Origin of the sequence: Vibrio sp. 1F169 (assembly GCF_041439605.1) — a bacterium.
Classification (GTDB): domain Bacteria; phylum Pseudomonadota; class Gammaproteobacteria; order Enterobacterales; family Vibrionaceae; genus Vibrio; species Vibrio tasmaniensis_A.
This window is the reverse complement of record NZ_JBGOOI010000009.1, coordinates 1-25,467: the sequence shown is the minus strand read 5'-3', so window position 1 is coordinate 25,467 and position 25,467 is coordinate 1. Positions and strand designations below refer to the sequence as shown.

21 protein-coding genes and 1 tRNA gene are annotated in these 25,467 nt (G+C 44.9%); 11 read left to right on the top strand and 11 right to left on the bottom strand.

What is annotated here, in order from left to right; translation table 11 throughout:
- Nucleotides 1-114 precede the first annotated feature (114 nt).
- The 5 genes from ACED53_RS05810 to rpsU form a co-directional block, all read right to left on the bottom strand.
- Nucleotides 115-190, bottom strand: a tRNA-Ile gene (locus ACED53_RS05810).
- A gap of 163 nt (nucleotides 191-353) precedes the next feature.
- The gene (gene rpoD, locus ACED53_RS05805; RefSeq protein ID WP_009847799.1) at nucleotides 354-2,198 is read right to left on the bottom strand and encodes an RNA polymerase sigma factor RpoD; all 1,845 of its coding nucleotides are present in this window, start codon (nucleotides 2,196-2,198) and stop codon (nucleotides 354-356) included.
- 99 nt (nucleotides 2,199-2,297) lie between these two features.
- Entirely contained in the window at nucleotides 2,298-4,076 is a 1,779-nt protein-coding gene (gene dnaG, locus ACED53_RS05800; RefSeq protein WP_017098283.1) for a DNA primase, read from the bottom strand.
- A gap of 119 nt (nucleotides 4,077-4,195) precedes the next feature.
- Entirely contained in the window at nucleotides 4,196-4,639 is a 444-nt protein-coding gene (locus ACED53_RS05795) for a GatB/YqeY domain-containing protein (protein ID WP_017100428.1), read from the bottom strand.
- A gap of 25 nt (nucleotides 4,640-4,664) precedes the next feature.
- A complete protein-coding gene (rpsU, locus tag ACED53_RS05790; protein WP_004396009.1) occupies nucleotides 4,665-4,880 on the bottom strand; it encodes a 30S ribosomal protein S21 in 216 nt (71 codons plus the stop codon).
- A gap of 258 nt (nucleotides 4,881-5,138) precedes the next feature.
- Here rpsU and tsaD point away from each other — a divergent pair, with 258 nt between their 5' ends.
- On the top strand, nucleotides 5,139-6,155 hold the full coding sequence (tsaD, locus tag ACED53_RS05785) for a tRNA (adenosine(37)-N6)-threonylcarbamoyltransferase complex transferase subunit TsaD (RefSeq protein WP_004735972.1): 1,017 nt from the start codon (nucleotides 5,139-5,141) through the stop codon (nucleotides 6,153-6,155).
- 178 nt (nucleotides 6,156-6,333) lie between these two features.
- On the top strand, nucleotides 6,334-7,149 hold the full coding sequence (locus ACED53_RS05780; protein ID WP_017100427.1) for an alpha/beta fold hydrolase: 816 nt from the start codon (nucleotides 6,334-6,336) through the stop codon (nucleotides 7,147-7,149).
- Nucleotides 7,150-7,240: 91 nt separating this feature from the next.
- Here ACED53_RS05780 and plsY read toward each other — a convergent pair whose 3' ends face one another.
- Nucleotides 7,241-7,837 carry a glycerol-3-phosphate 1-O-acyltransferase PlsY gene (plsY, locus tag ACED53_RS05775; protein ID WP_017100426.1) on the bottom strand — a complete coding sequence of 199 codons (597 nt, stop codon included), beginning with the start codon at nucleotides 7,835-7,837 and terminating at the stop codon, nucleotides 7,241-7,243.
- A 138-nt stretch (nucleotides 7,838-7,975) separates the two neighbouring features.
- Between plsY and folB the strand changes: the two genes are divergently transcribed.
- The 3 genes from folB to ACED53_RS05760 are packed head-to-tail and all read left to right on the top strand — an operon-like array spanning nucleotide 7,976 to nucleotide 9,634.
- Complete coding sequence (gene folB / locus ACED53_RS05770; RefSeq protein WP_017100425.1) at nucleotides 7,976-8,335, top strand: dihydroneopterin aldolase; 360 nt, start codon at nucleotides 7,976-7,978, stop codon at nucleotides 8,333-8,335.
- A complete protein-coding gene (gene folK, locus ACED53_RS05765; RefSeq protein WP_012603184.1) occupies nucleotides 8,332-8,814 on the top strand; it encodes a 2-amino-4-hydroxy-6-hydroxymethyldihydropteridine diphosphokinase in 483 nt (160 codons plus the stop codon). Before folB ends, folK begins: the two co-directional genes overlap by 4 nt.
- A gap of 16 nt (nucleotides 8,815-8,830) precedes the next feature.
- Nucleotides 8,831-9,634: an undecaprenyl-diphosphate phosphatase gene (locus ACED53_RS05760; protein WP_004735967.1), complete on the top strand. Its 804-nt coding sequence runs from the start codon at nucleotides 8,831-8,833 to the stop codon at nucleotides 9,632-9,634.
- A 100-nt stretch (nucleotides 9,635-9,734) separates the two neighbouring features.
- On the opposite strand, the gene ACED53_RS05755 is transcribed toward ACED53_RS05760, so the two are convergent.
- The gene (locus tag ACED53_RS05755) at nucleotides 9,735-11,051 is read right to left on the bottom strand and encodes a multifunctional CCA addition/repair protein (protein WP_017100424.1); all 1,317 of its coding nucleotides are present in this window, start codon (nucleotides 11,049-11,051) and stop codon (nucleotides 9,735-9,737) included.
- 36 nt (nucleotides 11,052-11,087) lie between these two features.
- Here ACED53_RS05755 and ACED53_RS05750 point away from each other — a divergent pair, with 36 nt between their 5' ends.
- Both ACED53_RS05750 and ACED53_RS05745 read left to right on the top strand, forming a co-directional pair.
- Complete coding sequence (locus tag ACED53_RS05750) at nucleotides 11,088-12,776, top strand: ExeA family protein (RefSeq protein ID WP_017100423.1); 1,689 nt, start codon at nucleotides 11,088-11,090, stop codon at nucleotides 12,774-12,776.
- Nucleotides 12,776-13,717, top strand: a complete 942-nt coding sequence (locus ACED53_RS05745) for a general secretion pathway protein GspB (RefSeq protein WP_017100422.1) — start codon at nucleotides 12,776-12,778, stop codon at nucleotides 13,715-13,717. Before ACED53_RS05750 ends, ACED53_RS05745 begins: the two co-directional genes overlap by 1 nt.
- Before the next feature lie 132 nt (nucleotides 13,718-13,849).
- On the opposite strand, the gene ACED53_RS05740 is transcribed toward ACED53_RS05745, so the two are convergent.
- From ACED53_RS05740 to ACED53_RS05730, 3 genes are all read right to left on the bottom strand, one after another.
- Nucleotides 13,850-14,461: a TIGR04211 family SH3 domain-containing protein gene (locus ACED53_RS05740; protein WP_017100421.1), complete on the bottom strand. Its 612-nt coding sequence runs from the start codon at nucleotides 14,459-14,461 to the stop codon at nucleotides 13,850-13,852.
- 205 nt (nucleotides 14,462-14,666) lie between these two features.
- Nucleotides 14,667-15,929: an inorganic phosphate transporter gene (locus tag ACED53_RS05735; protein WP_012603189.1), complete on the bottom strand. Its 1,263-nt coding sequence runs from the start codon at nucleotides 15,927-15,929 to the stop codon at nucleotides 14,667-14,669.
- A 128-nt stretch (nucleotides 15,930-16,057) separates the two neighbouring features.
- The gene (locus tag ACED53_RS05730) at nucleotides 16,058-16,738 is read right to left on the bottom strand and encodes a TIGR00153 family protein (RefSeq protein ID WP_029223984.1); all 681 of its coding nucleotides are present in this window, start codon (nucleotides 16,736-16,738) and stop codon (nucleotides 16,058-16,060) included.
- Nucleotides 16,739-16,945: 207 nt separating this feature from the next.
- Between ACED53_RS05730 and ACED53_RS05725 the strand changes: the two genes are divergently transcribed.
- Complete coding sequence (locus ACED53_RS05725; protein ID WP_017100420.1) at nucleotides 16,946-18,463, top strand: inorganic triphosphatase; 1,518 nt, start codon at nucleotides 16,946-16,948, stop codon at nucleotides 18,461-18,463.
- A gap of 39 nt (nucleotides 18,464-18,502) precedes the next feature.
- On the opposite strand, the gene ACED53_RS05720 is transcribed toward ACED53_RS05725, so the two are convergent.
- The gene (locus tag ACED53_RS05720) at nucleotides 18,503-19,252 is read right to left on the bottom strand and encodes a potassium channel family protein (protein ID WP_017100419.1); all 750 of its coding nucleotides are present in this window, start codon (nucleotides 19,250-19,252) and stop codon (nucleotides 18,503-18,505) included.
- A 97-nt stretch (nucleotides 19,253-19,349) separates the two neighbouring features.
- Here ACED53_RS05720 and ACED53_RS05715 point away from each other — a divergent pair, with 97 nt between their 5' ends.
- From ACED53_RS05715 to hldE, 3 genes are all read left to right on the top strand, one after another.
- Nucleotides 19,350-20,606 carry a methyl-accepting chemotaxis protein gene (locus tag ACED53_RS05715; RefSeq protein WP_012603193.1) on the top strand — a complete coding sequence of 419 codons (1,257 nt, stop codon included), beginning with the start codon at nucleotides 19,350-19,352 and terminating at the stop codon, nucleotides 20,604-20,606.
- A 254-nt stretch (nucleotides 20,607-20,860) separates the two neighbouring features.
- On the top strand, nucleotides 20,861-23,710 hold the full coding sequence (glnE, locus tag ACED53_RS05710) for a bifunctional [glutamate--ammonia ligase]-adenylyl-L-tyrosine phosphorylase/[glutamate--ammonia-ligase] adenylyltransferase (RefSeq protein WP_102579717.1): 2,850 nt from the start codon (nucleotides 20,861-20,863) through the stop codon (nucleotides 23,708-23,710).
- A gap of 176 nt (nucleotides 23,711-23,886) precedes the next feature.
- Nucleotides 23,887-25,317 (top strand): bifunctional D-glycero-beta-D-manno-heptose-7-phosphate kinase/D-glycero-beta-D-manno-heptose 1-phosphate adenylyltransferase HldE, encoded by a 1,431-nt coding sequence (hldE, locus tag ACED53_RS05705; RefSeq protein WP_009848977.1) that lies wholly within the window; start codon nucleotides 23,887-23,889, stop codon nucleotides 25,315-25,317.
- The last annotated feature ends 150 nt before the right edge of the window (nucleotides 25,318-25,467 follow it).

The following is a 25,467-nucleotide window of genomic DNA, read 5'->3' as shown; positions in this document are numbered from 1 at the left end:
AATTGGAATTGCGTGTGGGACAATTCGTTATTTGTAGGAAATACAGCGGTGAGTTGTACAGCTTCAGAAAAGCAAAAAGCCAGAGCAGTGTGAACTGTTCTGGCTTTTCTAATTTGGTGGCCCCTCCCAGATTTGAACTGGGGACCGAACGATTATGAGTCGTGCGCTCTAACCACTGAGCTAAGGGGCCGTAGGGCATAGATTATAGGGGAAGCATTCATTGGTGTCTAGACACTATGAGGGGCAATTCCGCTTACATCTTAGCCACTTAAATCATACAGGTACAAAAAAGGTGAGCCAACGCTCACCTTTTTTATTTTATGCTTAAAAGCTAACCACACTAAAGCGTGTAATTACTCGTCTAGGAAGCTACGCAGAGTTTCTGAGCGGCTTGGGTGACGAAGTTTTCGCAGTGCTTTTGCTTCGATCTGACGGATACGTTCACGAGTAACGTCGAACTGCTTACCCACTTCTTCTAGAGTGTGGTCAGTGTTCATGTCGATACCGAAACGCATACGCAGTACTTTCGCTTCACGAGGAGTTAGGCCTGCAAGAACGTCTTTAGTTGCGCCGCGCAGGCTTGTTGCCGTTGCAGAGTCTAAAGGCAGTTCTAGCGTTGTATCCTCGATGAAATCACCTAGGTGCGAATCTTCGTCGTCACCGATTGGTGTCTCCATTGAGATAGGCTCTTTAGCGATTTTCAGTACTTTACGGATCTTGTCTTCAGGCATTTGCATGCGCTCAGCCAACTCTTCCGGAAGTGGTTCACGACCCATCTCTTGTAGCATTTGACGAGAGATACGGTTTAGTTTGTTGATCGTTTCGATCATGTGAACCGGAATACGGATAGTACGAGCTTGGTCGGCAATCGAACGAGTGATTGCTTGACGGATCCACCACGTAGCGTAAGTAGAGAACTTGTAACCACGACGGTATTCAAACTTATCTACTGCTTTCATCAGACCGATGTTACCTTCTTGGATTAGATCCAGGAATTGTAGACCACGGTTTGTGTACTTCTTAGCAATCGAGATTACTAGACGTAAGTTCGCTTCAACCATCTCTTTCTTCGCACGACGAGCTTTCGCTTCACCGATAGACATACGACGGCTGATATCTTTAATGCTTTGAACAGTAAGAGACGTTTCACGTTCGATTATATCCAGCTTTTGGATAGAACGACGGATGTCGTGTTCGTTACGTTTGATCTTTTCAGCGTATGGTTTGTCTGAAGCAAGAACTTCGTCCAACCATGCTTCGCTAGATTCATTACCAGTAAATAGAGCAATGAAAGATTTCTTCGGCATTTTGCCGTACTCAACCGTTTGACGCATGATTAGGCGTTCTTGAGTACGTACGCGATCCATTGAAGTACGCAGTTCGTTTACTAGGTAATCGAACTGTTTTGGCGTTAGACGGAACTCTTTGAATACGTCTTGCATCATTGTCGTTGCAAGTGTGGCTTTCGGACTTTCATGGCCGTATTCATTGATTGCTAGTTGACGGTTTTGGTAGCTAGTGCGAAGTGCTGTGAACTTCTCAAGAGCAAGCTCAGGATCAATACCTGTATCTTCCTCTTCTTCTTCCTCGTCGTCTTCTGCTTCTTCTTTGTCTTCGTCTTCTAGATCAGTTTTAGCAAGTTCTGAACCGATGTGAGTCGCCGTTGGCGCAGCTGTGCCATCGTCGTCTGGGTCAACAAAGCCATTGATTAGATCTGTTAAGCGAATCTCTTCAGCGAGTACGCGGTCAAACTGTTCCAAGATGTATGGAATCGTGCCTGGGTACTCAGCGACAGATAATTGAACGGTATTGATACCATCTTCAATACGCTTCGCAATGTCGATTTCGCCTTCACGAGTCAGTAGTTCAACTGTACCCATTTCACGCATGTACATACGAACTGGGTCAGTTGTACGGCCAATCTCGCTTTCTACGCTTGAAAGCGCAGCAGCAGCAGCTTCAGCTGCATCTTCATCTATATTGGCATCGTCATCATTAAGTGCTAGATCATCAGCGTCAGGTGCAGTTTCTACTACCTTGATACCCATGTCGTTGATCATTTGAATGATGTCTTCTACCTGTTCAGAATCCACGATTTCTGCAGGTAGGTGGTCGTTTACTTCGGCGTAGGTCAGATAGCCTTGTTCCTTGCCTTTAATAACAAGTAATTTAAGCTGTGACTGCGGATTTTGATCCATAGATGATATCCAACTTCAGGTCTGGTGAAGGACGTTGCATTCTCAAATGCAAACCAATTATGTTAACAAATTTATTAAATGCTGACTAATCAAACAGGGTTACGCTTTTAGATCTAGCATTAAAGCTAGTAGCTCCCTTTTTTCTTCGGCTGATAAACCGACACTTCTTGCTTTGGCCTGCAGGTTTTCAATTTGTTTTTCAACGCACTGGGCAAGGATATTGTCCAATGAGTCTAAAAATATGTCTTCTTGATTGTCTTCGTCGAGGGGGATTTCCCAGCTCGCGAGACGAGACAGAAGCGCCTCATGTTTATTGTGTCGCCAATGCTCTAATAATTGGCCTGTGTTGATATGGGGATGCGCATGGCATTTATCAAGTACTTCGACGAATAAACTTAGCCCAGGCAACTGTAAGCCTTTGACACTTGATAAATCCGGTACCATATCAGCATAGCTCGGATTTTGGATAAGCAAAGCGATAACTTCACGCATTGGAGTGCGCTTCAGCTCTTTATGCGGTTGAGGTTTGACGGGCTCTCTGTTACTAGAAGCCCCTTGTCGCTTTAATTCCAAAAGAAATTTATCAACCTGGTCGTTACTCCAGCCTACTCTTAATGCGAGTTCGTTCCATAGATAAGCTTTTAGGGAAGGATCTTTGGTTTTATCTAGCAGAGGGGCAGCTAGAGTAACTACATGTCTTTTACCTTCTCGACTGCTGTTATCTACAACTCTTTCAAGTATGTCCTTTAATAAGAAATCAGGTAGGGAAAGAGCATTATTCATCTCTATCTCAAGCCTTTCTTTTCCATATGTTCTAACAAAAGAGTCAGGATCTTCACCGTCAGGTAAGAACATTACTTTTAGAGTTTTATTAGTATTCAAATACTCTAAGGCATGTTCCATTGCGCCGCGAGCAGCTTTCTTGCCTGCGTTATCACCATCAAATGAACAAATTACAGTACTAGTTTGTCTAAATAAGGTTTGCAGGTGCTCATTAGAGCTTGCCGTACCTAGTGTACCAACCGCGTAATCGACACCATATTGCGCGAGTGCCACGACATCCATGTAACCTTCAACCACAAGTATTTGCGGCGGTTCACGGTAGGCTTGCAGCACTTCATAAAGGCCGTAAAGCTCTTTACCTTTATGGAAGATAGGCGTTTCTGGTGAGTTGAGGTATTTGGGTGTGCCGTCTTCTAATACACGACCACCAAAACCAATCACACGGCCACGACGATCACGAATCGGGAACATGACGCGTCCACGGAATCGGTCGTATCGGTTACCTTTATCGTTCTCGATTAGCATGCCGCCAGTCACGAGCATGTCTTGGGCTTCTTTCTGTTGGCCAAAGTTCTTACGAACCAAGTCCCATTCATCAGCGACGTAGCCAATGCCAAATTTCTGTACGATTTCACCAGAAAGACCGCGATTTTTTAGATAATCAATCGCAGGTTTGTTCGCTGAGATTTTCAGCTGAGAGCGGTAAAAATTACTGATGCCGCCCATCAAATCGTAGAGGTTACGTTTTTGTTCGCTGTTGGCTCTTGGCGCCATGGATATTTCACCGCTGCGCTGTTCTCTAGGAACATCAAGTCCTAAAAATGAGGCCAGCTCTTCAATCGCTTCAACAAAATCGAGACGTTCGAACTCCATAATGAAGTCGATGGCATTGCCGTGTACGCCACAACCAAAGCAGTGATAAAACTGTTTTTCTTGGCTTACGCTGAAAGAAGGGGTCTTTTCGTTGTGAAATGGGCAACAAGCACCATAGTTTTTGCCTTTTTTCTTAAGTTTCACGCGTGCGTCCACAATATCGACAATGTCGAGACGCGCTAGGAGATCATCGATGAAACTACGCGGGATGTGTCCTGCCATAAAACCTTAGAAAAATGCACTAACTGAGAGTGTGGATAATAATAGTTTGAATAGGTTACAGATACAAACAAGCCGTGCGTTCCGAAGGATTGCACGGCTTGTTGCAATTTGATTTGGGATTAAGCGAGTTTAGAACGAACTAAACCACTAACTTTACCCATATCTGCACGCCCTTGAATTTGTGGTTTCAAGATAGCCATTACTTTACCCATGTCTTGCATGCCCGCAGGTTGAGCTTCTGCAATTGCGCTATCAAGTAGTGCAATAACTTCTTCTTCAGTTAGCGGTTGAGGCATAAAGCCTTCAAGTACCGTAATTTCTGCTTTTTCCACGTCAGCAAGATCTTGACGATTTGCCGATTCATATTGAGCAACAGAATCGCGACGTTGCTTAACCATTTTAACTAATATAGCAACAATGTCGTCGTCGTTCAGAGTGATCCGTTCGTCAACTTCACGTTGCTTAATTGCTGAAAGAGCTAAGCGGATAGTGCCAAGGCGCGGTTTGTCCTTGGCTTTCATCGCTAATTTTTGCTCTTCTTTGAGTTGTTCAATAAGAGCCATAACTCAGTCCTTATGGATTAAGTTATTAGTACAGACGAACGCGACGTGCGTTTTCGCGAGCTAGCTTTTTAGCGTGACGCTTTTGAGCTGCTGCTTTAGCGCGTTTGCGAACTGTAGTTGGCTTTTCGTAATGCTCACGACGACGCACTTCAGAAAGGATACCTGCTTTTTCACAAGAGCGCTTGAAACGACGTAGTGCAACGTCGAACGGTTCGTTTTCACGTACTTTAACTATTGGCATATGCCTTTCACCTCAGGGGTTATTCATTATCGCTGGTTATTCAGTACCAAATCAGAGAAGTTACCCATCGAGCTAACTCTCTATTCGCGTTTGGTCATTAACCAGCTTGATCAAAAATGGTGCGGAATTTTAATCCGATCACAGTGGCTTTGTAAAGCACTTTGTCGATTATAGTCTGTACAATATTTGTTTGAAGAGCTTAGGCAGGGTAATATTGCGCTAATTTCCCATTTTAGACGAAAGCGTGCCGAGAAAATTATGCGCATTATTGGTATTGAAACCTCTTGTGATGAAACAGGAATCGCAATTTATGATGATGAGCAAGGGCTGCTTTCTCATCAGTTATACAGCCAAGTAAAGCTGCACGCCGATTACGGTGGTGTGGTACCTGAGCTAGCGTCGCGTGACCACGTAAAAAAAACCATTCCACTGATTAAAGCGGCATTGGCAGAAGCGAACCTAACGTCGAAAGATATTGATGGCGTGGCTTACACGGCTGGCCCTGGTTTGGTTGGTGCATTGCTTGTGGGCGCAACGATTGGTCGCAGTATTGCCTATGCGTGGGGCGTGCCTGCTGTGCCAGTGCACCATATGGAAGGTCACCTTCTTGCGCCAATGCTAGAAGATAATCCTCCACCATTCCCATTTGTTGCTCTGCTGGTTTCTGGCGGTCATACCATGATGGTAGAAGTGAAAGGCATTGGTGAATACCGAATTCTTGGTGAATCGATTGATGATGCGGCGGGTGAAGCGTTTGATAAAACCGCGAAGCTAATGGGCTTAGATTACCCAGGTGGTCCACTGCTATCTCGACTCGCAGAAAAAGGCACGCCAGGTCGTTTTAAGTTCCCACGTCCAATGACCGATCGTCCGGGTCTAGATATGAGCTTTTCGGGCTTGAAAACGTTCGCGGCAAATACCATTCGTGCTAATGACAATGATGACCAAACTCGTGCTGACATCGCTTATGCGTTCCAAGAAGCGGTTTGTGCGACCTTGGTAATCAAGTGTAAGCGTGCCTTGGTAGAGACGGGCATGAAACGTATCGTGATTGCTGGCGGTGTTAGTGCCAACAAACAGCTACGTATTGAGCTTGAAGCGCTAGCGAAGAAAATCGGTGGAGAGGTGTACTACCCACGAACTGAATTCTGTACTGATAACGGTGCGATGATTGCTTATGCGGGTATGCAACGCCTTAAAAATGGTGAAACGGCTGATTTGTCTGTTCATGCCACGCCGCGTTGGCCAATTGACCAACTAGAGCCAATTGCTTAGCTAGTAGCAATTGCTTGGCTAGTAGCAATCGTTCAACGAGAAACCGTCGATCAACAAAAGCTAAGCGCAGAATAAACCAGTGTGTTTCGATAAACGGTCGCCTTGTGCGGCCGTTTTTATATCCTAGCTTACCGACTATGTGTCGATAAATAATTGCTAATAGAGATTAGGGAAGAAAATGAACAAGTTTACAGTAGACAATCAGTCGATGGCGTACCTAGATGAAGGTCAAGGCCCTGTTGTTGTGTTAGGCCACAGCTACCTTTGGGACAGTGCAATGTGGAAGCCGCAGATCGATGCATTAAAAACTCAGTATCGCTGTATTGTTCCAGAGCTTTGGTCTCATGGTGAATCACAAGCTGCACCAGCTTCGATGCGTAACTTGAAAGATTACGCTCAGCACGTTTTGGCTCTGCTTGATCATTTAGAGATCGAAGAATTCTCTGTGGTTGGCTTATCGGTTGGCGGTATGTGGGGAACTGAGTTAGCGGAGTTAGCACCTGCTCGAATCAAGTCTTTGGTACTTATGGATACCTTTGTTGGCTTAGAGCCAGAAGTTGCTCATGCTAAATACTTCAGTATGTTAGACACCATTACTCAAACCAAAATGGTTCCTCAACCGATTGTTGAAGCCGTAGTTCCACTGTTCTTTGCTAATGATGCTCAAACAAACTCACCAGCTTTGGTTGAGAGCTTTACTCAGCATTTGTCTGAACTGCAAGGTGATAAAGCGGAAGAAGTCGCGCGAATCGGTCGGATGGTGTTTGGGCGTCGTGACATGATTGAAGCGGTAGAGAACTTTGCACTGCCAGTTTTGATTGCGGTTGGACAAGAAGATAAGCCGCGTCCGGCACTGGAGTCATACCTAATGCATGATTGCATTACGGGCAGTGAGTTAGTGGTGATTCCTGGTGCTGGTCACATTAGTTCGCTAGAGCAACCAGAGTTTGTGAACACAATGCTGAAGACGTTTTTAGATAAACATCTGCTGTAAGCTTTAAATATTGAATAGTATTGTTCGACAAAGATTTACGTTGGTTTAAACGTATCTCCGTTTAAAAATGGTTCGGCTTAGACATGGCAGTTTAAGCCGATTTTTTTTGCCCGAGCTTTGGTTCGCTGCCATCGAGAAGGCGGCGGATATTCTGATGGTGACGTAGGACGATCAAACAACACAACATGGCCACAGGCAGTGTGTATTGAGGTTTGACTAACCAAGCGTAGAAAGGTGCGAGCAATACAGTAACCAGTGCGGCTAAAGAAGAATAACGAAACAAAAATGCCACAACCAACCAGGTCGCCATGATCATGCCTGTTAGATCGAATCCAATTGGAGCGATAGCTCCGAGTGCCGTTGCCACGCCTTTACCACCTTTAAAGTGGAAGAATATTGGATACATATGACCAAGACAGGCTGCGATCGCCACAACACCTAAAATGATGGGATCGATCTTGAGGTAGTAGCCAAGCCAAACAGGAATGGTGCCTTTAAGCATGTCACAAAGCAAGACGGCCGCAGCAGCGCCTTTGCCACCCACGCGAAGCACATTGGTGGCTCCGGGGTTATTGGACCCCACAGTTCTTGGGTCAGGAAGTCTTAAGACTTGGCATATCAAGACCGCACTAGAGATTGAACCTAGTAAATAGGCAGCAATAATCATGATGAGTGCCAATGGGGTCATGTTTTTCCTTAAACAGTTATAAGCCTAACGATGGGAAAATAATGCTCAATCTAAGAGTAATTGATATCATATCTGGAATTACGCAAATAATACGTTTTTTTCCCCGGTATGGGTATCCGACCTCTAAAAGGACAAGTCATGGCACTGGATAAAGTTTTCATTGAACAGCTAGAAGTAATTACAACGATCGGTGTTTACGATTGGGAACAAGAGATTAAACAAAAACTTGTGCTTGATATTGAAATGGCTCATGACAATCGCCCAGCAGGTAAGAGTGATGATGTTGTCGATGCTTTGGATTACTCGACAGTCAGCACTGCCGTGCTTGACCACATTGCGAATGGCCGATTCCTATTAGTTGAGCGTGTGGCAGAAGAAGTCGCTGAATTGATTATGACTCAGCTCTCAGTGCCTTGGGTTAAAATTCGTCTAGCGAAGCCTGGCGCAGTACCACAAGCAAAAGCCGTGGGTGTGATCATCGAAAGAGGCCAAGCATGACAATAGCCTATGTTGGTGTTGGCACGAACATAGACCGCGACAAGCATGCAAGGGTGGCATGGACAGAGCTTCAATCATTAGGAACTAACCTTAAATGCTCTAAGATCTATCACTGTGAGCCTGTGGGGTTTAAAAGCCACTCGTTTTATAACTTTGTGGTTGAGATCGATACATCACTCTCATTGACTGAATTTTCACAGCACCTGCGTGAAATTGAGTTTAAATGGGGTCGCCCTCAAGATGCCCATAAGCTTCAAGATCGAAAGCTCGATCTTGATATTGTGCTGTTTGGAGAGGTGGTATCAGAGAGCGATCCAGAATTACCACGCAGTGATATCTATAAATATCCTTTTGTAACACAACCACTTTATGATCTTTGTCCTGCGAGAGTGATCCCGCAAGATGGAAGAACCGTCAGTGAAATATGGCAGAAGATGCAGCAATTAGATACGCTCTCTGTCGTTGATATAACACTATAATTTTTTAGGGTAAGTAATGAGTTATTTTGAAGCGTTTATGTTGGCGTTGGTGCAAGGCTTTACTGAGTTTTTACCTATTTCCAGTTCTGCACACTTAATCCTTCCTTCGGCTGTTTTAGGTTGGGAAGATCAAGGCTTGGCTTTTGATGTGGCGGTCCATGTCGGTACTTTGGCAGCTGTCGTTATCTATTTTCGCAAAGAAGTGGTCTCTCTGTTGAGCGCATTTTTTGGTTCAGTGTTTAAAGGCGATCGCAGTAAAGAAGCAAAGCTGGCGTGGATGATCATTCTCGCGACGATTCCTGCGTGTATCTTTGGTTTGTTGATGAAAGATATTGTTGAGCTTTACTTGCGCAGTGCATGGGTGATAGCGACGACCACCATTATCTTTGGTCTGTTGCTATGGTGGGTGGATAAGAACTCAAGCCTGCGTGATGACGAATACCAAGCGGGTTGGAAAAAGGCGCTGTTTATTGGTCTTGCTCAAGCAATGGCTATTATCCCTGGTACGTCTCGTTCTGGCGCAACGATCACCGCAGCACTTTACCTTGGTTTCACACGTGAAGCGGCGGCTCGATTCTCTTTCTTGATGTCTATCCCAATCATCACTCTGGCTGGTGGCTATTTGGGCCTGAAGTTAGTGACCAGTGGTGATCCAATCCATGTTGGTACTTTGCTAACGGGAATCGTGGTTTCTTTCATTAGTGCTTATATCTGTATTCACTTCTTCTTGAAGCTTATCTCTCGTATGGGAATGACGCCGTTTGTTATCTACCGCCTGATTTTAGGTTTTGGTCTATTTGCTTTCTTGATGATGCAGTAGCGCTCGACTTACGAAGACAAATGTTTCGTCCTACAGATTGAAACGGAAAAACCCGCTTAGTCGCGGGTTTTTTAATGCATGGTAACCAGTGTTATTACGATCAATTATCAGCGAGTTCTAATAGGGCAATCTCAATCGCGGCAGCTCTGCGCTTCTCTTGTTCTTCCCGAATGTCTTTACCTTGAAAACCATCGGCAATAATCGCTTTAACTTCGACTTGAAGTGCTGCTTGGTAAGCCACTTCAAAACGCGTTTTTTGAGGATACGGCTGATTTTCTAATCCTTTTCGGCCTGCGTGATCGGCCTGGCAGCAAAGCAGTATATCGTCGAGTCTATCTGGCTTACGCCAAACATCGAACTTGTTGAGAACCTTGAGGAAGGTGGTTGGCTTTAGCTCGCCTGCACGATGGATATTAGAATGCTGTTCGCACACTAACAACGCGAGGTCTCTGAATTCATTGGGCACTCTGACTCTTTCACACAGTTTCTTAATGATTTTTAAGCCTGTATGGCAATGCATTTTGTGGCTTGGCCACTCGCTTTCTGGCGTGACACCTTTACCTAAGTCATGCACTTGAGCTGCAAAACGTACTGGCAATGATGAACTTGATAGCGCAGCTTGTTGAGCCACCATCAGAGTGTGGATGCCCGTGTCGATCTCAGGGTGCCATTTTTCAGGTTGAGGTACACCAAACAGAGCGTCAATTTCAGGCAATACAACAGCCAACGCACCACACTCTTTCAATACAGAAAGGAACACTTCAGGGTGGGGAGTGCTAAGAGATTTATGCCACTCTTGCCAAACTCGCTCTGCAGTGAGGTGTGCCAGTTCACCGGATTGCACTATCTCACTCATCATCACCATGGTTTCAGATGCAACCGTGAAGTTGAGATGATGGAGTTTGGCGGCGAAGCGAGCCACACGCAGCACACGAAGAGGATCTTCAACAAAGGCATCCGAGACGTGCCTTAGAATACGATCAGAGAGATCTTTTTGGCCATGGTAAGGATCGTAAAGTTGGCCTTTGTCATCTTGAGCGATGGCGTTGATCGTTAGATCTCGACGCATGAGATCTTCTTCCAAACTCACATCAGGTGCAAAGTAACATTCGAAACCGGTATAACCCGAACCGGATTTTTTCTCAGTGCGAGCCAGTGCGTGCTCTTCTTTGGTTTTTGGGTGTAAGAATACAGGGAAATCTTTCCCGACAGCAGTAAAGCCAAGGCTTTCCATCTCCTGAGGGGTACTTCCTACCACGACCCAATCTCTATCATAACTATCAATATTGAGCAGCTTATCGCGTACCGCTCCACCGACTAGATAGCGCTGTAGCCCATTGTATTTTGGTAGGCTATCGTATATTTGCAACTTATCACCTCGAAATGTTTTATCACTGCTGGACTTTACTGCGAGCAATGGTACTTTCCATTAATCGTAATTATAGGGCAGCACATGTATAAGGAATATTTTGGCTTCGTTGAGATGCCATTTTCGATTGTACCAAATTCTCGCTATTTGTTTTTAAGTCAGCGCCATCAAGAAGCGATGCAGAACCTACAAGCCGGTTTAGGCGAAGGTGGGGGCTTTGCGATGCTTACTGGTGAAGTGGGTACTGGAAAAACAACGGTCGCCAAAGCGATGTTGTCATCACTCGATCATCAGACTCAAGCTGGCCTTATACTCAACCCTACGTTTTCCAATTCAGATTTACTTGAAGCTATCTGCGATGAGTTTGAGGTCGAATACCCTGAACAAGCGTCGTTGAAACAGCTGAGTCAGGCAATTCATCACTTCCTGCTTGATAGCCATGCTGAAGGCATTCAAACCTTATTGGTGATAGATGAGGCCCAACACCTTGCAGCTGATGTGTTGGAGCAGCTACGCCTTCTGACCAATTTAGAAACCGATAGTCGTAAGCTATTAAAGGTGCTGTTGGTTGGACAACCTGAATTACAGCAACACTTACAAACCACACAGCTACGTCAACTCGCGCAGCGGATTACAGGTCGTTATCACTTATTACCTCTTAATATCGAAGAAACGGGTAAGTACATCGCGTTTCGTTTGGAAACGGCTGGTGGTGAGCAGATGTTGTTTTCGAATCGTTCAATCAAGCTTATCTCCCAATATACCCATGGTATTCCGAGGCTCATTAACTTGGTGTGTGATAAAGCGCTGCAATTGGCTTTCCATGATGGTGATAAATCACCGAGTAATGAAACGGTTAACCGAGCTTGTCAGCAGGTCATGTCCTTTCAGGCCGATGTGTATCACGTCGAGAAAACTCGCGCTACTCATGTAGTTCCAAAATTAATCCAATACGCGGGGATTGCCACATTAAGTGTCGGCCTTGCAATCGCGACCTTTAACTTCGCCCCAACCTATATTAGTTCATGGATGCCTGCAGATACTTCCAGTGAAGTGAAAACGGAAGTAGCGGCGAATACTCAACGATCATTTGTGGCTGAAACACCGATATTGGATGATAAATCTATACCGGTTCAAGATCTCAAGACTTCGAAGTTTGCACTACCACAAGATGTTCAGAATCACTTAAAGCAAGGGAATAATCAAACGCTTGCAATTAGGGACCTATACACGCTTTGGGGGTATGAATCTTCGCTTCGTGATTGGCTATGTTTGAGTGAACAACAAAGTGTATTTGTATGTGAGCAACATCAAGCCAATTTAGAATATTTGATTGAACTTGGAGTTCCCGTGGTTCTTAATCTGGAATTAGGTCAAGAACCTGTGTTTGCTGTACTTTATGGCGCGTCTGAGGAGTCTATTGAGCTCCTAGTCAACGAAAAGCTATTGGTGATGCCTAAGCGCACCTTAAAGCAAATTTGGCAAGGTGATTATGTCGCGATTTGGAAACAGCCGCTAAGAGAGACCCTGAAAGAGGGTTATCAAGGTGAGGCGGTTGCTTTACTTGATCTATTGCTTTCAGAAGTCTTGGGTGAAGACGTATCGGGCAGTGATGTATTTGACTATGAATTGAAAATGAAAATCGAAGCGTTTCAAACTTGGCAGGGTATGTCTGTTGATGGCATCGCAGGTAAGCGCACCTTAGCAAGGTTGCAGAGATTAGCTCAACTCGACTCGCCTAAGTTGATGTCATTAGAAGGAGGCGAAAGCTAATGTCACGTATTATGCACGAGCTTAAACAGTCTTCTAATCATAAACCTAGCTTTAAAGGTTACCAAAACCATCACGTGCCTAGCTCTGTTAGAGGGATTAGCAACAAACGAGGTTCATCGTTAACAATGGGACTGATCCTTGTCTTGGTGCCTTCTTTATTGGTGGGCGGCGTTCTGGCTTATCAGTCGTACAGTCAACAGCAGCAATACTCGGCTAACTCCGTTGCCTTCGGAGTTCTGCCTGAATCAAAGCTTCAATCAGACCTTGAGCCTCAAATTGCCGGTGCTGGCATTGCCAGTGTGAATGCAGTGTCAGTGGATGCAGACGATGAAGCATTATTCTCAGTTCGCTCGGCACCGGTAAGCCAGCTTTTGAAAGCACTACCGCGTCAAGAGATACATGCAAAGATGGGCACCGACATCGGCAATATCGCTAGTGACTCAAAAGCGATATTGGCAAATGTAGATACTAGTAATCAAGCAGCAACGAATTTAGAGCCATTATCTATTGAACCGTCAGTTCAACCTGGAACAAATAATGATAATGCCACGCTGCAATCGGACCGTGATTTACTGAAAGGGTTAGACCTCACCGAGTTGCCACCCGATTTAGCGTTGAAGCTTGAATCAATGATGGGAGAGCAGTTGGTTTCACCTGAACCTATGGATTCTAGACCTGTGGGGAATATGGATTCTCAGGTCATCGGTTTAGAAACACATGGCAATAGATTGTCTGGTGTATTACCTAAGTTAGACTTACAAACTCACATGTACTCGAGTAGCGAAACTAAGCGTTGGGTAAAAGTGAATGGACATGAAGTTGCTCAAGGGGAATGGATCGAGCGAGGTGTTCAGTTGCTTGAGATTAAACCACAATCGGTAATCATTGAATTCAATCAGCAGAAAATAGAAATCCCAGCTTTGTATGAGTGGAAAGGTTAGTACTATCGATATTACTTAATGTGATTGATGTTAGCGCTGTGACTTGAATGATAAATCCAGACAAATAAAAAGGAGCACCTCGGTGCTCCTTTTTGATATTCGATACGGAACCTACTGCACCAAATGCGAGGCTTACGCCCAGCCGTTTGGTGACTTTCTACGACGAGGCATGATGTGTGGCAGAACAAGACCAAGAAGTAGACCAATACCAGCAACACCACCACCGTACATAAAGTACTTCAATAGTAAGTCATCTTTTTGAGTATCTAGCTTAGCGCGTAGTTCACGGTTCTCTGTTTGAGAGCTCGTTAGCTGTTGGCTAATCTCACTGTAGTTCTGCTCTAGTTCAGCAATCTGCTTGTTACGAGAGTCTAGAGAGCTTGCGAGACCTGCTTTTTCGCTATCAGCACTTTGGCGAGCATTTGCCAGCTTGCCTTTTACTTCAGAGAGTTCTTTCTCTAGCTTAGGCATGCGTAGTGCCATACTTTCTTTTGTGCTTACGAACTTACTCTCAACCCAACCTTTGCGTCCTCGGTTATCTTGAACCTGAGTGTAACCCGTGCTCTTGTTCGTTTGCAGGTAGGTGATTTTCTCACCGGCATCAATACTACCTATGATACGGAAAGTATTATTTGGGCCAGAGTGCATATAAGTAAATAGTTTGTCAGCAATATAACGGTCTTGAGCAAAGGCAGCTGGAGCCGCAAGCATTGCGAACAAAACTAAGCTAATCAGTTTTTTCACAGTAAATCCTTTAACGATTCAAATTGGGTAGGCGTATGAGTCAGCCTCAATGAGCAAATAATATTTAGTTTTTTTATATGGTGCAACAAAGAAGGGAGGCAAAGCCTCCCTTTCTGTGCGTTTGAGTCAATAATGACATGGTATTTACATATCTTTACTGAAGCTCACCGTTTTCTGACGCTAATATTGACTAGCGTCAGGGCTATTACATAGTAAACATAGCCTGAATTGCGTAGAAGAATACAACAGCAAGTAGAGCACCTGCAGGTAACGTCACAATCCAAGAAGCTACGATGTTACGTACAACGCCTAGGTTTAGAGCTGCGATACCACGAGCAAAGCCTACACCTAATACCGCACCAACCAATGTTTGCGTGGTTGAAATCGGAAGGCCAGTACCAGAAGCAAGTACAACCGTACACGCGGTCGCTAGTTGAGCTGCAAAGCCACGGCTAGGAGTTAGTTCTGTAATACCAGTACCAACGGTTGCCATTACTTTATGACCCATTGTTGCAAGACCAACAACGATACCAATACCACCTAGTGGAAGAATCCACCATGCGATAGTGCTCTTGCCTGAGATTTCGCCCATGTGCTCAACCGTTGAAACAACCGCTGATAGTGGACCAATTGCGTTGGCAACATCGTTTGAACCGTGTGCGAATGCCATTGCACAAGCTGTGATAACCATTAGTACGCTGAAGATACCTTCTACGCCAGTAAAACCGTGGTCTTCTTCGCGGTTAGCAAACTTCTTCTGAATGTATAAGTAACCGCCAATCATGACGACAGCAGAAACACCTGCAGCCCATAACCATGCTTCAGTACCGGTTAGATGAAGGCCTACGTGCTTAAGACCTTTCTTGATCGTTACAAGTGCAATGACCATTGTAGTAATGAACATGTATACCGGTACAAAACGCTTCGCATTGAATAGCGGGTTTTCTGTATCGAATATCAGTCGCTGGGCACTGACAAATATGAGATAGGCGAAGATACCGGAAATCAATGGTGTGACAATCCAACTTCCCACAATGCCTTGGACACTGTTCCAATCTACAGCTTCAGTACCCACAGACACACAAGCAAAACCGATGATTGCACCGATGATTGAGTGAGTCGTTGATACTGGCCAACCCATGTATGAAGCTAGAAGTAGCCATGTACCAGCAGCTAGTAGTGCAGACATCATACCGTACACAAGTACGTCAGGTTGATCTGCAAACAGAGATGTTTCGATAACACCTTTACGGATCGTGTCTGTTACTTCGCCGCCCGCAAGGTAAGCACCTGCGAATTCAAAGATCATTGCGATAATGATCGCTTGTTTAACGGTTAGAGCTTTAGAGCCTACTGAAGTGCCCATTGCGTTCGCAACGTCATTTGCACCAATACCAATAGCCATCAAGAAACCGAAAGCTGCTGCAACAATAATCAGGACAGTGCCGTAGTTAGCAAGGATATCCATCGTAATACCTAGTTGTTTGATAACAAGCGGAACAAATTTAGACGCAAAAAACCGCTCAGCGAGAGAAATACTCAGCGCATAAGTGGTTTGTTCAAAAAATGCTCTTCGTTATATAGTTAACGTATGATTTAAGATCGAGAAAGCATTACTTCAAGACGAGCGCCTACACGCTGTGCTTGATCTGCAATACCACCAACCCATTCAAGAATTTTGTATAAGAACATGATATCAACTGGATTCAGACCATCTTCAATCGCCATTAGTTGTTGGCGTAGTTCGATCTGCATCGCGTCCGTGTCATCTTCAATTACATCTAATTGATGAATCATTTCAGCAACGAGTGTTACTTCACGGCCTTTAAAGCCCGTTTCAAGTAATTCGTCTAGTTCATTGATTACGTTTTGTGCTTGGTTCGCTGCATCTAGACAACGTTTAACGTAAGCGATGAAGTTTTCTTGCATAGGAGCAGGAATGACAAGTTGACGACCATATACACGGCCAGCAATGTCTTTCGCTAGGTTTGCTAGTTTGTCTTGTTGAGTTAATAGCTCCAACATATCGGTGCGATCAACTGGCATAAACAAACCGCGAGGAAGTTTAAGGCGAATTTCACGTTTTAGTACGTCAGCTTCTTTCTCAAGGTGAGAAATTTGAGCTCGAATTTCTGATGCTTTCTCCCAGTCACCTTTTGAAGAAACTTCAAAGAAATTAACTAGGTGAGAACAACATTCGTTCACGCATACTACGTGACGCTGCAAAGGTTTAATTGGGGACTTTGCAAATAACCCCATAATTGTATTTACTGGCATGGTCATCCAACCTAATAAATAATAACCTTAAAACAACATACACCATATTCATGGTGAAATGTTAAGCGATGGCTACAAAGTCGCGCATGTTAACCTAATCAATGTCTCATTAAAACTGTTTTAGATCATCATAAGGGCGATATTTCTGACTTGCTGAGTTTTCAAATTGGCAATATCCTGTCCCTATCTTCACAGAAAGGTATAACTATGGAAACCGAGATAGAACTGAAGTTTTTTGTTTCTCCTGATTTTTCAGAGACTTTACGCAATAAAATTGCTGAAACTAAAGTACTTCAGCACAGTTGTCGTGAGCTAGGTAACATCTACTTTGACACCCCCGATAACTGGTTACGTAAGCACGATACTGGCTTGCGCATTCGACGCTTTGATGACGTATTTGTACAAACCGTAAAGACGGCTGGTCGTGTGGTTGCAGGCCTGCATCAAAGGCCTGAATACAATGCAGAACATGACAGCAATGAACCTAAGCTAGCCCTACATCCAGAGGACATCTGGCCAGCGGGTAAAGACATCGAAACGCTGCAAGCTGAGCTGACTCCTCTATTTTCTACCAACTTCACACGTGAGCAGTGGTTGATTGGTATGCCTGATGGCAGTCAAGTCGAGGTCGCATTCGATCAAGGTTTTGTTGAATCAGGCGAACTGCAAGAACCGATTTGTGAAGTCGAATTGGAACTTAAGTCCGGTCAAACAGATGCTCTGTTTACACTGTCTCGTCAATTCTGTGAACAAGGTGGCATGCGTTTAGGTAATCTAAGCAAAGCCGCTAAGGGTTACCGCCTTGCTCAAGGTTATCAAGGAGATGAAGTCACTCCTTTGACCTTAGTTGATACTGCTAAAAGTGATACTGTTGAATCGTGTTTCATTCAATCTTTAGAGCATGCTCTCGCTCATTGGCATTATCACGAGCAGATCTTCACCGAGCGCCAATCCATTGAAGCGTTACATGAGATCAGTCACTCGCTGAGTTTTATTCGTCAAACCTTCACCATCTATGGTGGCATTGTCCCAAGACGCGCGAGTGCTATTTTACGCCAAGAGCTTAAGTGGCTTGAGCAAGAACTCGACTGGCTAAAAAGCTATGACCACTTCGAAGATTTGCTCGAAGATAAAGGCCACGTACTGCGTAAATTGGATGCGCGTAAGTTTTTGGTCGCTGAACTTAAAGAGATGCAAGAGCAACTTCCCGATCGCGAAGAACTGCTTACCCTGTTGAGCTCTGCTCGTTACACTGGTTTGTTGCTAGATCTGAGTCGCTGGATCTTGTCTCGTGGCTGGCAACCATTCTTAGACGAAAAAGCACGTGAACAAATGGCACGTGGTATCGAATGGTTTTCGGTTAAGCAACTCGATCGCACATGGGCCGACTTGATGGAAGCTTTCCCGCCAGAGCGAGTGATGACTAGCCAAGCGTATATTGAACAGCAATATCGTTTGATGAGAAACCTATATTCTGGTGTTGGTTTCGCGAGTTTGTATGATGACGATGAACGAAACAGTTTCCGCTTGCCATGGGCCGATATGGTGCAAGGTATTGACGATTTGCTGGCACTTAAAACATTAGAGCCTTTGACTGAGAAGTTAGAAGGCGATGAGAAGGTTCAGCTAGAGCGTTGGTTAGCTCGTCAAGAGGTGTCTATTCTGCATGCGATGGAACAGACACGCCAAATAAGTGTAGAAGTTGAGCCGTATTGGCAAGACTGAGTTTCATAACAACATGAAATTGAAAATAGGGCTTCGGCCCTATTTTTTTGTTTGTTGTTCCAGCTTTTCTAGTCGTTCGAGAATTTTCTGTTGTTGCTCAATGATCTTCTCAAGGTGCTTCTCTTTGTTTTCAGCTCGTTGATTGTCATGGCGAGTTGGAGAGGTGATCAAAGAAGTAATCAACCCTGAAATCATACCAAAAACACCCACACCACAAATGATCACCAGAGAAGCGACTAACTTGCCTGAGCTCGTCACTGGATAATGATCGCCGTACCCCACGGTACTAATCGTTACGAAAGCCCACCATAAAGCATCTTGGCCAGTGGTAATGTTGGCATTGGGATCCTTGTGCTCTAGCAGCAGTATTGTTCCTGCACCTATGGTCAGGAGAATAACCAATAGCAAAATAATTGAGGCGAGTGTCGTTTCTTTTCGATTGCTAAACAGCTCCCTGAAAACACGTTTTCCTGACCGAAGAACGAGAATCACGCGCAAGATCTGAAAAATGCGAGCGAATCGAAGTGGCTCGACCATAGGGATGCTTGCCAAGAAATCGATCCAGTGTACTTTTAGATATTCTTTCTTATTTTGTGATCTGAATAGATCAATAGTGAGCTGAAAAAGAAAAACGCTACAGATTATAAAGTCCAGGCCGATAAGAACTTGTTTCGATTCTTTATCAATCGGTGCAAACAATAAGCCTGAGATCACAAATAACGCTAAGAAAGAGAGAATCAGTGATAATAAGCTCATCGGCTTAGTGGTGTCTTTGATACTATTTAACATTCATACGAGGCTCAAAATAAATCGCGAACTTTGACTGACATAGCCATCTCGCGGATATAGAAGCCATCAATATATAAGAGTTAATGGAGAACTGACAATGACTAAACTGTCATTCAAGCCGTGGGAAAGGATTATCTCGGACATCCGTCTCGTTCCAAAAATGATCATGCTGATGGTTTTCAGCACTATCTTGATTATTTCGAAGCAGCTATGGGACGCAAGTGCGTTTTACGATTCATTACTTGCAGTCACTAACAATGCACAAGTTGCACAGCAGCATTACGAGACTTACCTAGTTCAAGTGGCTTGGCAAACAGCCTTGATGATCATTGTGTTTGTGGTTCTTCTATTGGCGGCAGCGCGCGTTATGCTTCGCCAAACTCAATACCTCAATGACGCCATTAAAACGATGGCCGATAAGAACCTATCAGTGCCTATTCATATGGATTGTAAAGATGAATACGGTGATGTGGCACGAGAACTCGAAAAAACTCGAGTCCAGTTGAATGACATGATCAAAACTCAGGTGGCCTCTTCTGATGAGTTGTTTGCCCTGACGGAAGTGATGACCATCAGCATGTCCGAAACCAAAGATTCAGCTCAGGAAGAATTTAACGAAATCGACCAACTAGCGACAGCAATGAGCGAGATGACGTCTACTGTGCAAACTGTGGCTGAGCACGCGCAAAGTGCTTCTTCTCTTACTGAGCAAGCATCAGGTCAAGCACTAACAGGTCAGAAGTTCGTTCAAGGTTCTGTTTCTAAGATGAGTGAGCTTTCTTCGGACATCGCAGCCTCTGCAGCAGCGGTAAACCAAGTAGAAGAGCGCGTAGACTCGATTGGCAGTGTGGTTGGTACTATCCAAGGCATTTCAGAGCAAACGAACCTATTGGCTTTGAACGCAGCGATTGAAGCCGCGCGTGCCGGTGAAGCGGGACGTGGTTTTGCGGTTGTTGCCGATGAGGTTCGTAACCTTGCGCAACGTACTCAGCAAGCGACAGTAGAAATTCAAGATATGATTAGCCATCTACAAAGCAGTGCTAACTCGGCTGTAGAGCTGATGGAAAAGAGTGTTGTTGAAGCCGCTGAAGGCGTAGACCTAGTGACTAACGCTGGTTCTGAGCTTGATGGCATCGTAAGTCAGGTAAACCAGATTAATGATATGAACTTCCAGATCGCGACTGCTGCGGGCCAACAAACTAGTGTCGCGGAAGAGATGAGTGTCAACCTGACCAATGTTCGTGAGCTTGTTGAAGCTTCCGTAGTGGTGGTGGGTGAGCTTCTCGAGACTTCTGAGATCATGGAAAGCAACGCACAAGAGCTAGACGGTAAGATTAAGCAGTTTAAGGTTTAATCCCCAGTTCTCGGTCTTGAGCTCTAGTTTGTAAGATCTAAAGGTCTATTCCTAGAGGTTTGGCCACGGAGACTTGTTATTAGAGATAAAGGCTTTGCTTGATAAGTTCACTGATAAAACGCCCACATTGCTAATGTGGGCGTTTTTTATTGGCAGAACTTTGGTATAACTAATCATTAGTTTTTAGAACTCGTTATTGAAGAACTGAACCGACAAGCCAATTGTTCGGTGCGCAGCTTACACAAGGAAGAAACATGCCATTGCCTTCTCTACTCGTCACTCATTCCCAGTCTGCTTTTGAGCAATTATTAGAGCATCAAAGTGACGCCATTAACACTTGGCCTGAGTCATTGATTGCCGAGCTCAAGCGTGTATTAGGCTTGAGCTGTTTTGTTGGTGATTGTTTACAGCGTGACTCGATTTTATCCAGCACCTTGCCAGAGATGCTGAGATGTGAAGAGCGCGCGGAAGGGTATCGTAAGCGTTTGGCCGAGTTACTTTCTGGTTGTGCTGATGAAATGAGCGGCCAACGTGTACTGCGTCAATTCCGCAATCGAGAGATGACCTACATTGCTTGGCGTGACTTTATGGGCTCATGGGATCTAGAACAGAGCTTAAATCATTTGTCGATGCTAGCAGAGGCGATGATCTTTGAGACCTATCAATGGCAGTACGATATTTGTTGTAAAGAGTGGGGCACACCTTGTAACGAGCAAGGTGAAGCGCAGCCTATGTTGATCATAGGTATGGGCAAGTTAGGTGGCGGTGAGCTGAATTTCTCTTCCGATATCGATCTAATTTTTACTTACCCTGAGAATGGTGAAACCCAAGGAGCAAGAAGAAGTATCGCCAACGCGCAGTTCTTCACGCGTTTGGGGCAACGTATTATCAAGGCGCTTGATCAGCAAACCTTTGACGGATTCTGTTATCGAGTCGACATGCGCTTGCGTCCATTCGGGGAGAGCGGCCCTTTGGTCATGAGCTATGCTGCTCTTGAAGACTATTACCAAGAACAAGGCCGTGACTGGGAACGCTACGCAATGGTTAAGGCGCGTGTGATGGGCAGCGAAATGTACCCTGAATACCAAGAGCTCCGCCAGATGCTGCGTCCGTTTGTTTTTCGTCGTTATATTGACTTCAGTGCCATTCAATCTTTGCGTCGAATGAAGTCGATGATCAGTAGCGAAGTGCGACGTCGTGGCTTATCAAACAACATTAAGCTTGGCTCTGGTGGTATTCGTGAAGTCGAGTTTATTGCTCAAGTCTTTCAACTGATTCGTGGTGGACGTGAACCGAGCCTTCGTGGTCGAGGTTTGTTGGAGACGTTAAGTGCGATTGAATATCTTCATTTATTAGAAGCAGAAGAGGTCGGTCACTTACGTGAGGCATACCTGTTTTTACGCCGCCTTGAGAACCTATTACAAGCGATGGCCGACAAGCAAACTCAAACCTTACCTGATGGCGATTTCGAACAGTTGCAACTTGCTGTCGCCATGCAGTTTGCAGATTGGGATGGTTTGATTGATGCGACCCGTGCTCATATGGCGAATGTTCACACAGTATTCGAAGACCTAATTGGGGTTGATGAAGATGATGCTAACCCAATCGCGAGTCACTTTAGTGAGTTGTGGGATATGGCTCATAAGCAAGATGTGATTGAGCAGGTTCTAGAGCATGACATCGCGATTGCTAACCCACAGCAAGCGGCGAAAACCATTATCCAATTCAAAGCTGATTTGGCTAAGAAAACCCTTGGCCCTCGTGGACGTGAAGTACTCAATCGATTAATGCCCAAAGTGTTTCAAGCGCTCTATACCGCCAAGGATGCTGAATTTGGTTTGTCTCGAGTGCTGCATCTGTTACAAAAAATCGTTACGCGCACCACGTATCTTGAGCTATTGGATGAGCACCCTGCAGCCCTCACTCAACTCGTTCGCTTATGTACAGCGAGCCCGATGATCTCGGAGCAGTTGGGTCGTTACCCAATCCTGTTAGATGAACTTATTGATCCGCAACAACTCTACAATCCCGTGCCTTTAGAGTCTTACAAGACCGAGTTACGTGATTATCTAGCCCGTATTCCTGAAGATGACATGGAACAACAGATGGAGGGTCTGCGTCAGTTTAAGCAGACTTGTATCTTGAGAATTGCAGCCGCTGATATTGCGGGCGTTTTGCCTGTTATGAAGGTCAGTGATCACCTTACCTATTTAGCAGAAGCGATTGTTGAGGCCGGCATCAATCAAGCTTGGTTACAAGTGACAGCCAAGTTTGGGGAGCCTACCCACGTTAAAGATCGTGAAGGTCGTGGCTTCGCCGTCGTTGGTTACGGCAAAGTCGGCGGTTGGGAGCTTGGTTATAACTCCGATCTCGATATCGTATTCATGCACGATTGCCCGGTACACATCTATACTGATGGTAAGAAAGAGATCGACGGACGCCAATTTTATCTGAGATTGGCGCAGCGCATTATTCATATTTTCTCGACCAGAACTGCTTCTGGTATTTTGTACGAGGTCGACACTCGCTTGCGCCCTTTAGGTGTCTCTGGTCTATTAGTGAGTCCAACCGATGCCTTTGATGAGTATCAGCATAATGACGCGTGGACTTGGGAGCACCAAGCTTTGACTCGCGCTCGTATGATTTATGGTGATGACTTATTGGCTTCGGCATTTAACAAGACTCGCCATGAGATTTTGTGTTTGACTCGAGATGAAGCTGTACTTAAAAAATCCGTTGTCGATATGCGTGAAAAAATGCGCGGGCACCTCGGTGGAAAAAAAGCCGATCGATTCATGCTGAAACAAGATGCGGGTGGTATCACCGATATTGAGTTTTTGGCGCAATATTTAGTACTTCGATACAGTAATGAAAAACCTAAGTTGACTCGTTGGTGTGACAATGTACGAATCTTTGAAAGTCTGTTGTCACAAGGGATTATGGACGAACAGCAAGGCATGGCATTAACTAATGCCTATACAACATTAAGAGATGAAATCCATCACCGCAATCTACTCAACCTTGATGCGGACGTGACGATTGATAAATTTAAAATGGAAAGGGAACATGTTGTTCAGGCATGGAAGCAATGGATGGAAGCGTAACGGAACTATTTCTTAACGGTTACGTCATTATCATTTAGTGATCGCTTATCGACTTCTTAGCTGCTTATTAGCTACTAGAGTATCTATCGAGTTAGGCTTTCACTCATTTTTCTATGGTTTAGCCACTGTAATCAGTGTGCTAGACTCTAGCCAGATTCGATTTTTGGAGATCCACAATGAAACCAATTCTACCTGACTACAGCCAATCAGGCGTTCTTGTTGTCGGTGATGTAATGCTTGACCGTTACTGGTATGGCCCTACTGGCCGTATTTCACCAGAAGCACCTGTGCCCGTTGTTAAAGTAGAAAATAACGAAGAGCGTCCTGGTGGTGCTGCCAACGTAGCAATGAATATTGCCTCTCTTGGTGGTCATGCTCATATCGTTGGTTTGACTGGAAAAGATGAGCCTGCTGAGGTGTTAAAAAACACCCTAGGTGCACTGAAGGTGAAGTGTGATTTTGTTGAGTTGGACGACTACCCAACCATCACAAAATTACGTGTCATGAGCCGTGGACAGCAGTTGATCCGCCTTGATTTTGAAGACAAATTTGAGAACACGGATCCTGAGCTTGTTTTATCTCGCATGGAGCAAGCACTGCCTAATGTACGCTCGGTAATCTTATCTGATTATGCGAAAGGTGCTTTGGAGCATGTGCAGAGCTTTATTCAAAAAGCACGCGCCGCGAACGTTCCGGTGTTTATCGACCCTAAAGGTGCAGATTTTGAACGCTACCGTGGTGCGACATTACTTACGCCAAACATGGCGGAGTTTGAGCTGGTTGCCGGTAAGGTTAAGTCTGAAGATGAAATGATCGAAAAAGGGCTCGCGTTAATTGAAGAGTTTGATTTTGAAGCCTTGCTAGTGACTCGCAGTGAGCATGGCATGACATTGCTCCGCAAAGGCGTAGAACCATTCCACTTACCGACCCAAGCGAAAGAAGTGTATGACGTTACTGGTGCTGGTGATACGGTTATTTCAGTATTAGCAGCTTCAGTTGCTGCAGGTAAGCCACTTGATGAAGCGTGTGCATTAGCAAACGCTGCAGCTGGCGTGGTAGTTGGCAAGCTAGGTACATCGACGTTGTCTACGATTGAGTTAGCGGAAGCGATTCATGGTAGCCAAGATACTGACTACGGTGTGATCTCTGAAGCTGCCCTAGTTGAAGCGGTGAAACGTGCTCGTGCGAAAGGCGAGAAAGTCGTTATGACTAATGGCTGCTTTGATATTCTGCATGCGGGACATGTCTCTTACATGAACCATGCTGCTGAGTTGGGTGATCGTTTGATCGTTGCTGTGAATACGGATGAATCTGTGAAACGCTTAAAAGGCCCTGGTCGTCCTGTGAACCCAACCGATCGTCGTATGGCGGTACTGGCTGGTTTAGGTGCGGTTGATTGGGTTGTTCCGTTTTCTGAAGATACACCGCAACGTTTGATCTCTGAAGTTCTGCCAAGCATTCTTGTGAAAGGTGGTGATTACAAACCTGAAGAGATTGCTGGTGGTGCGGAAGTGATTGCGGCTGGCGGTGAAGTTAAAGTACTTAACTTTGAAGATGGTTGCTCTACGACTGAAATCATTAAAGCGATTAAAGGTGGTCGAGGCTAACTCTTAGTCTTCTAGCTTTCTCGTCTCAAGGCTTAACCTTTGGGTTAAGCTGAGAATTAGCTTTCAACAGATAATAAAAATGCCGCTCATTGAGCCAACACCTATCATTTAAGGTGTTTAGATCGCACAGTGTAGCGAGTCTTACTAAAA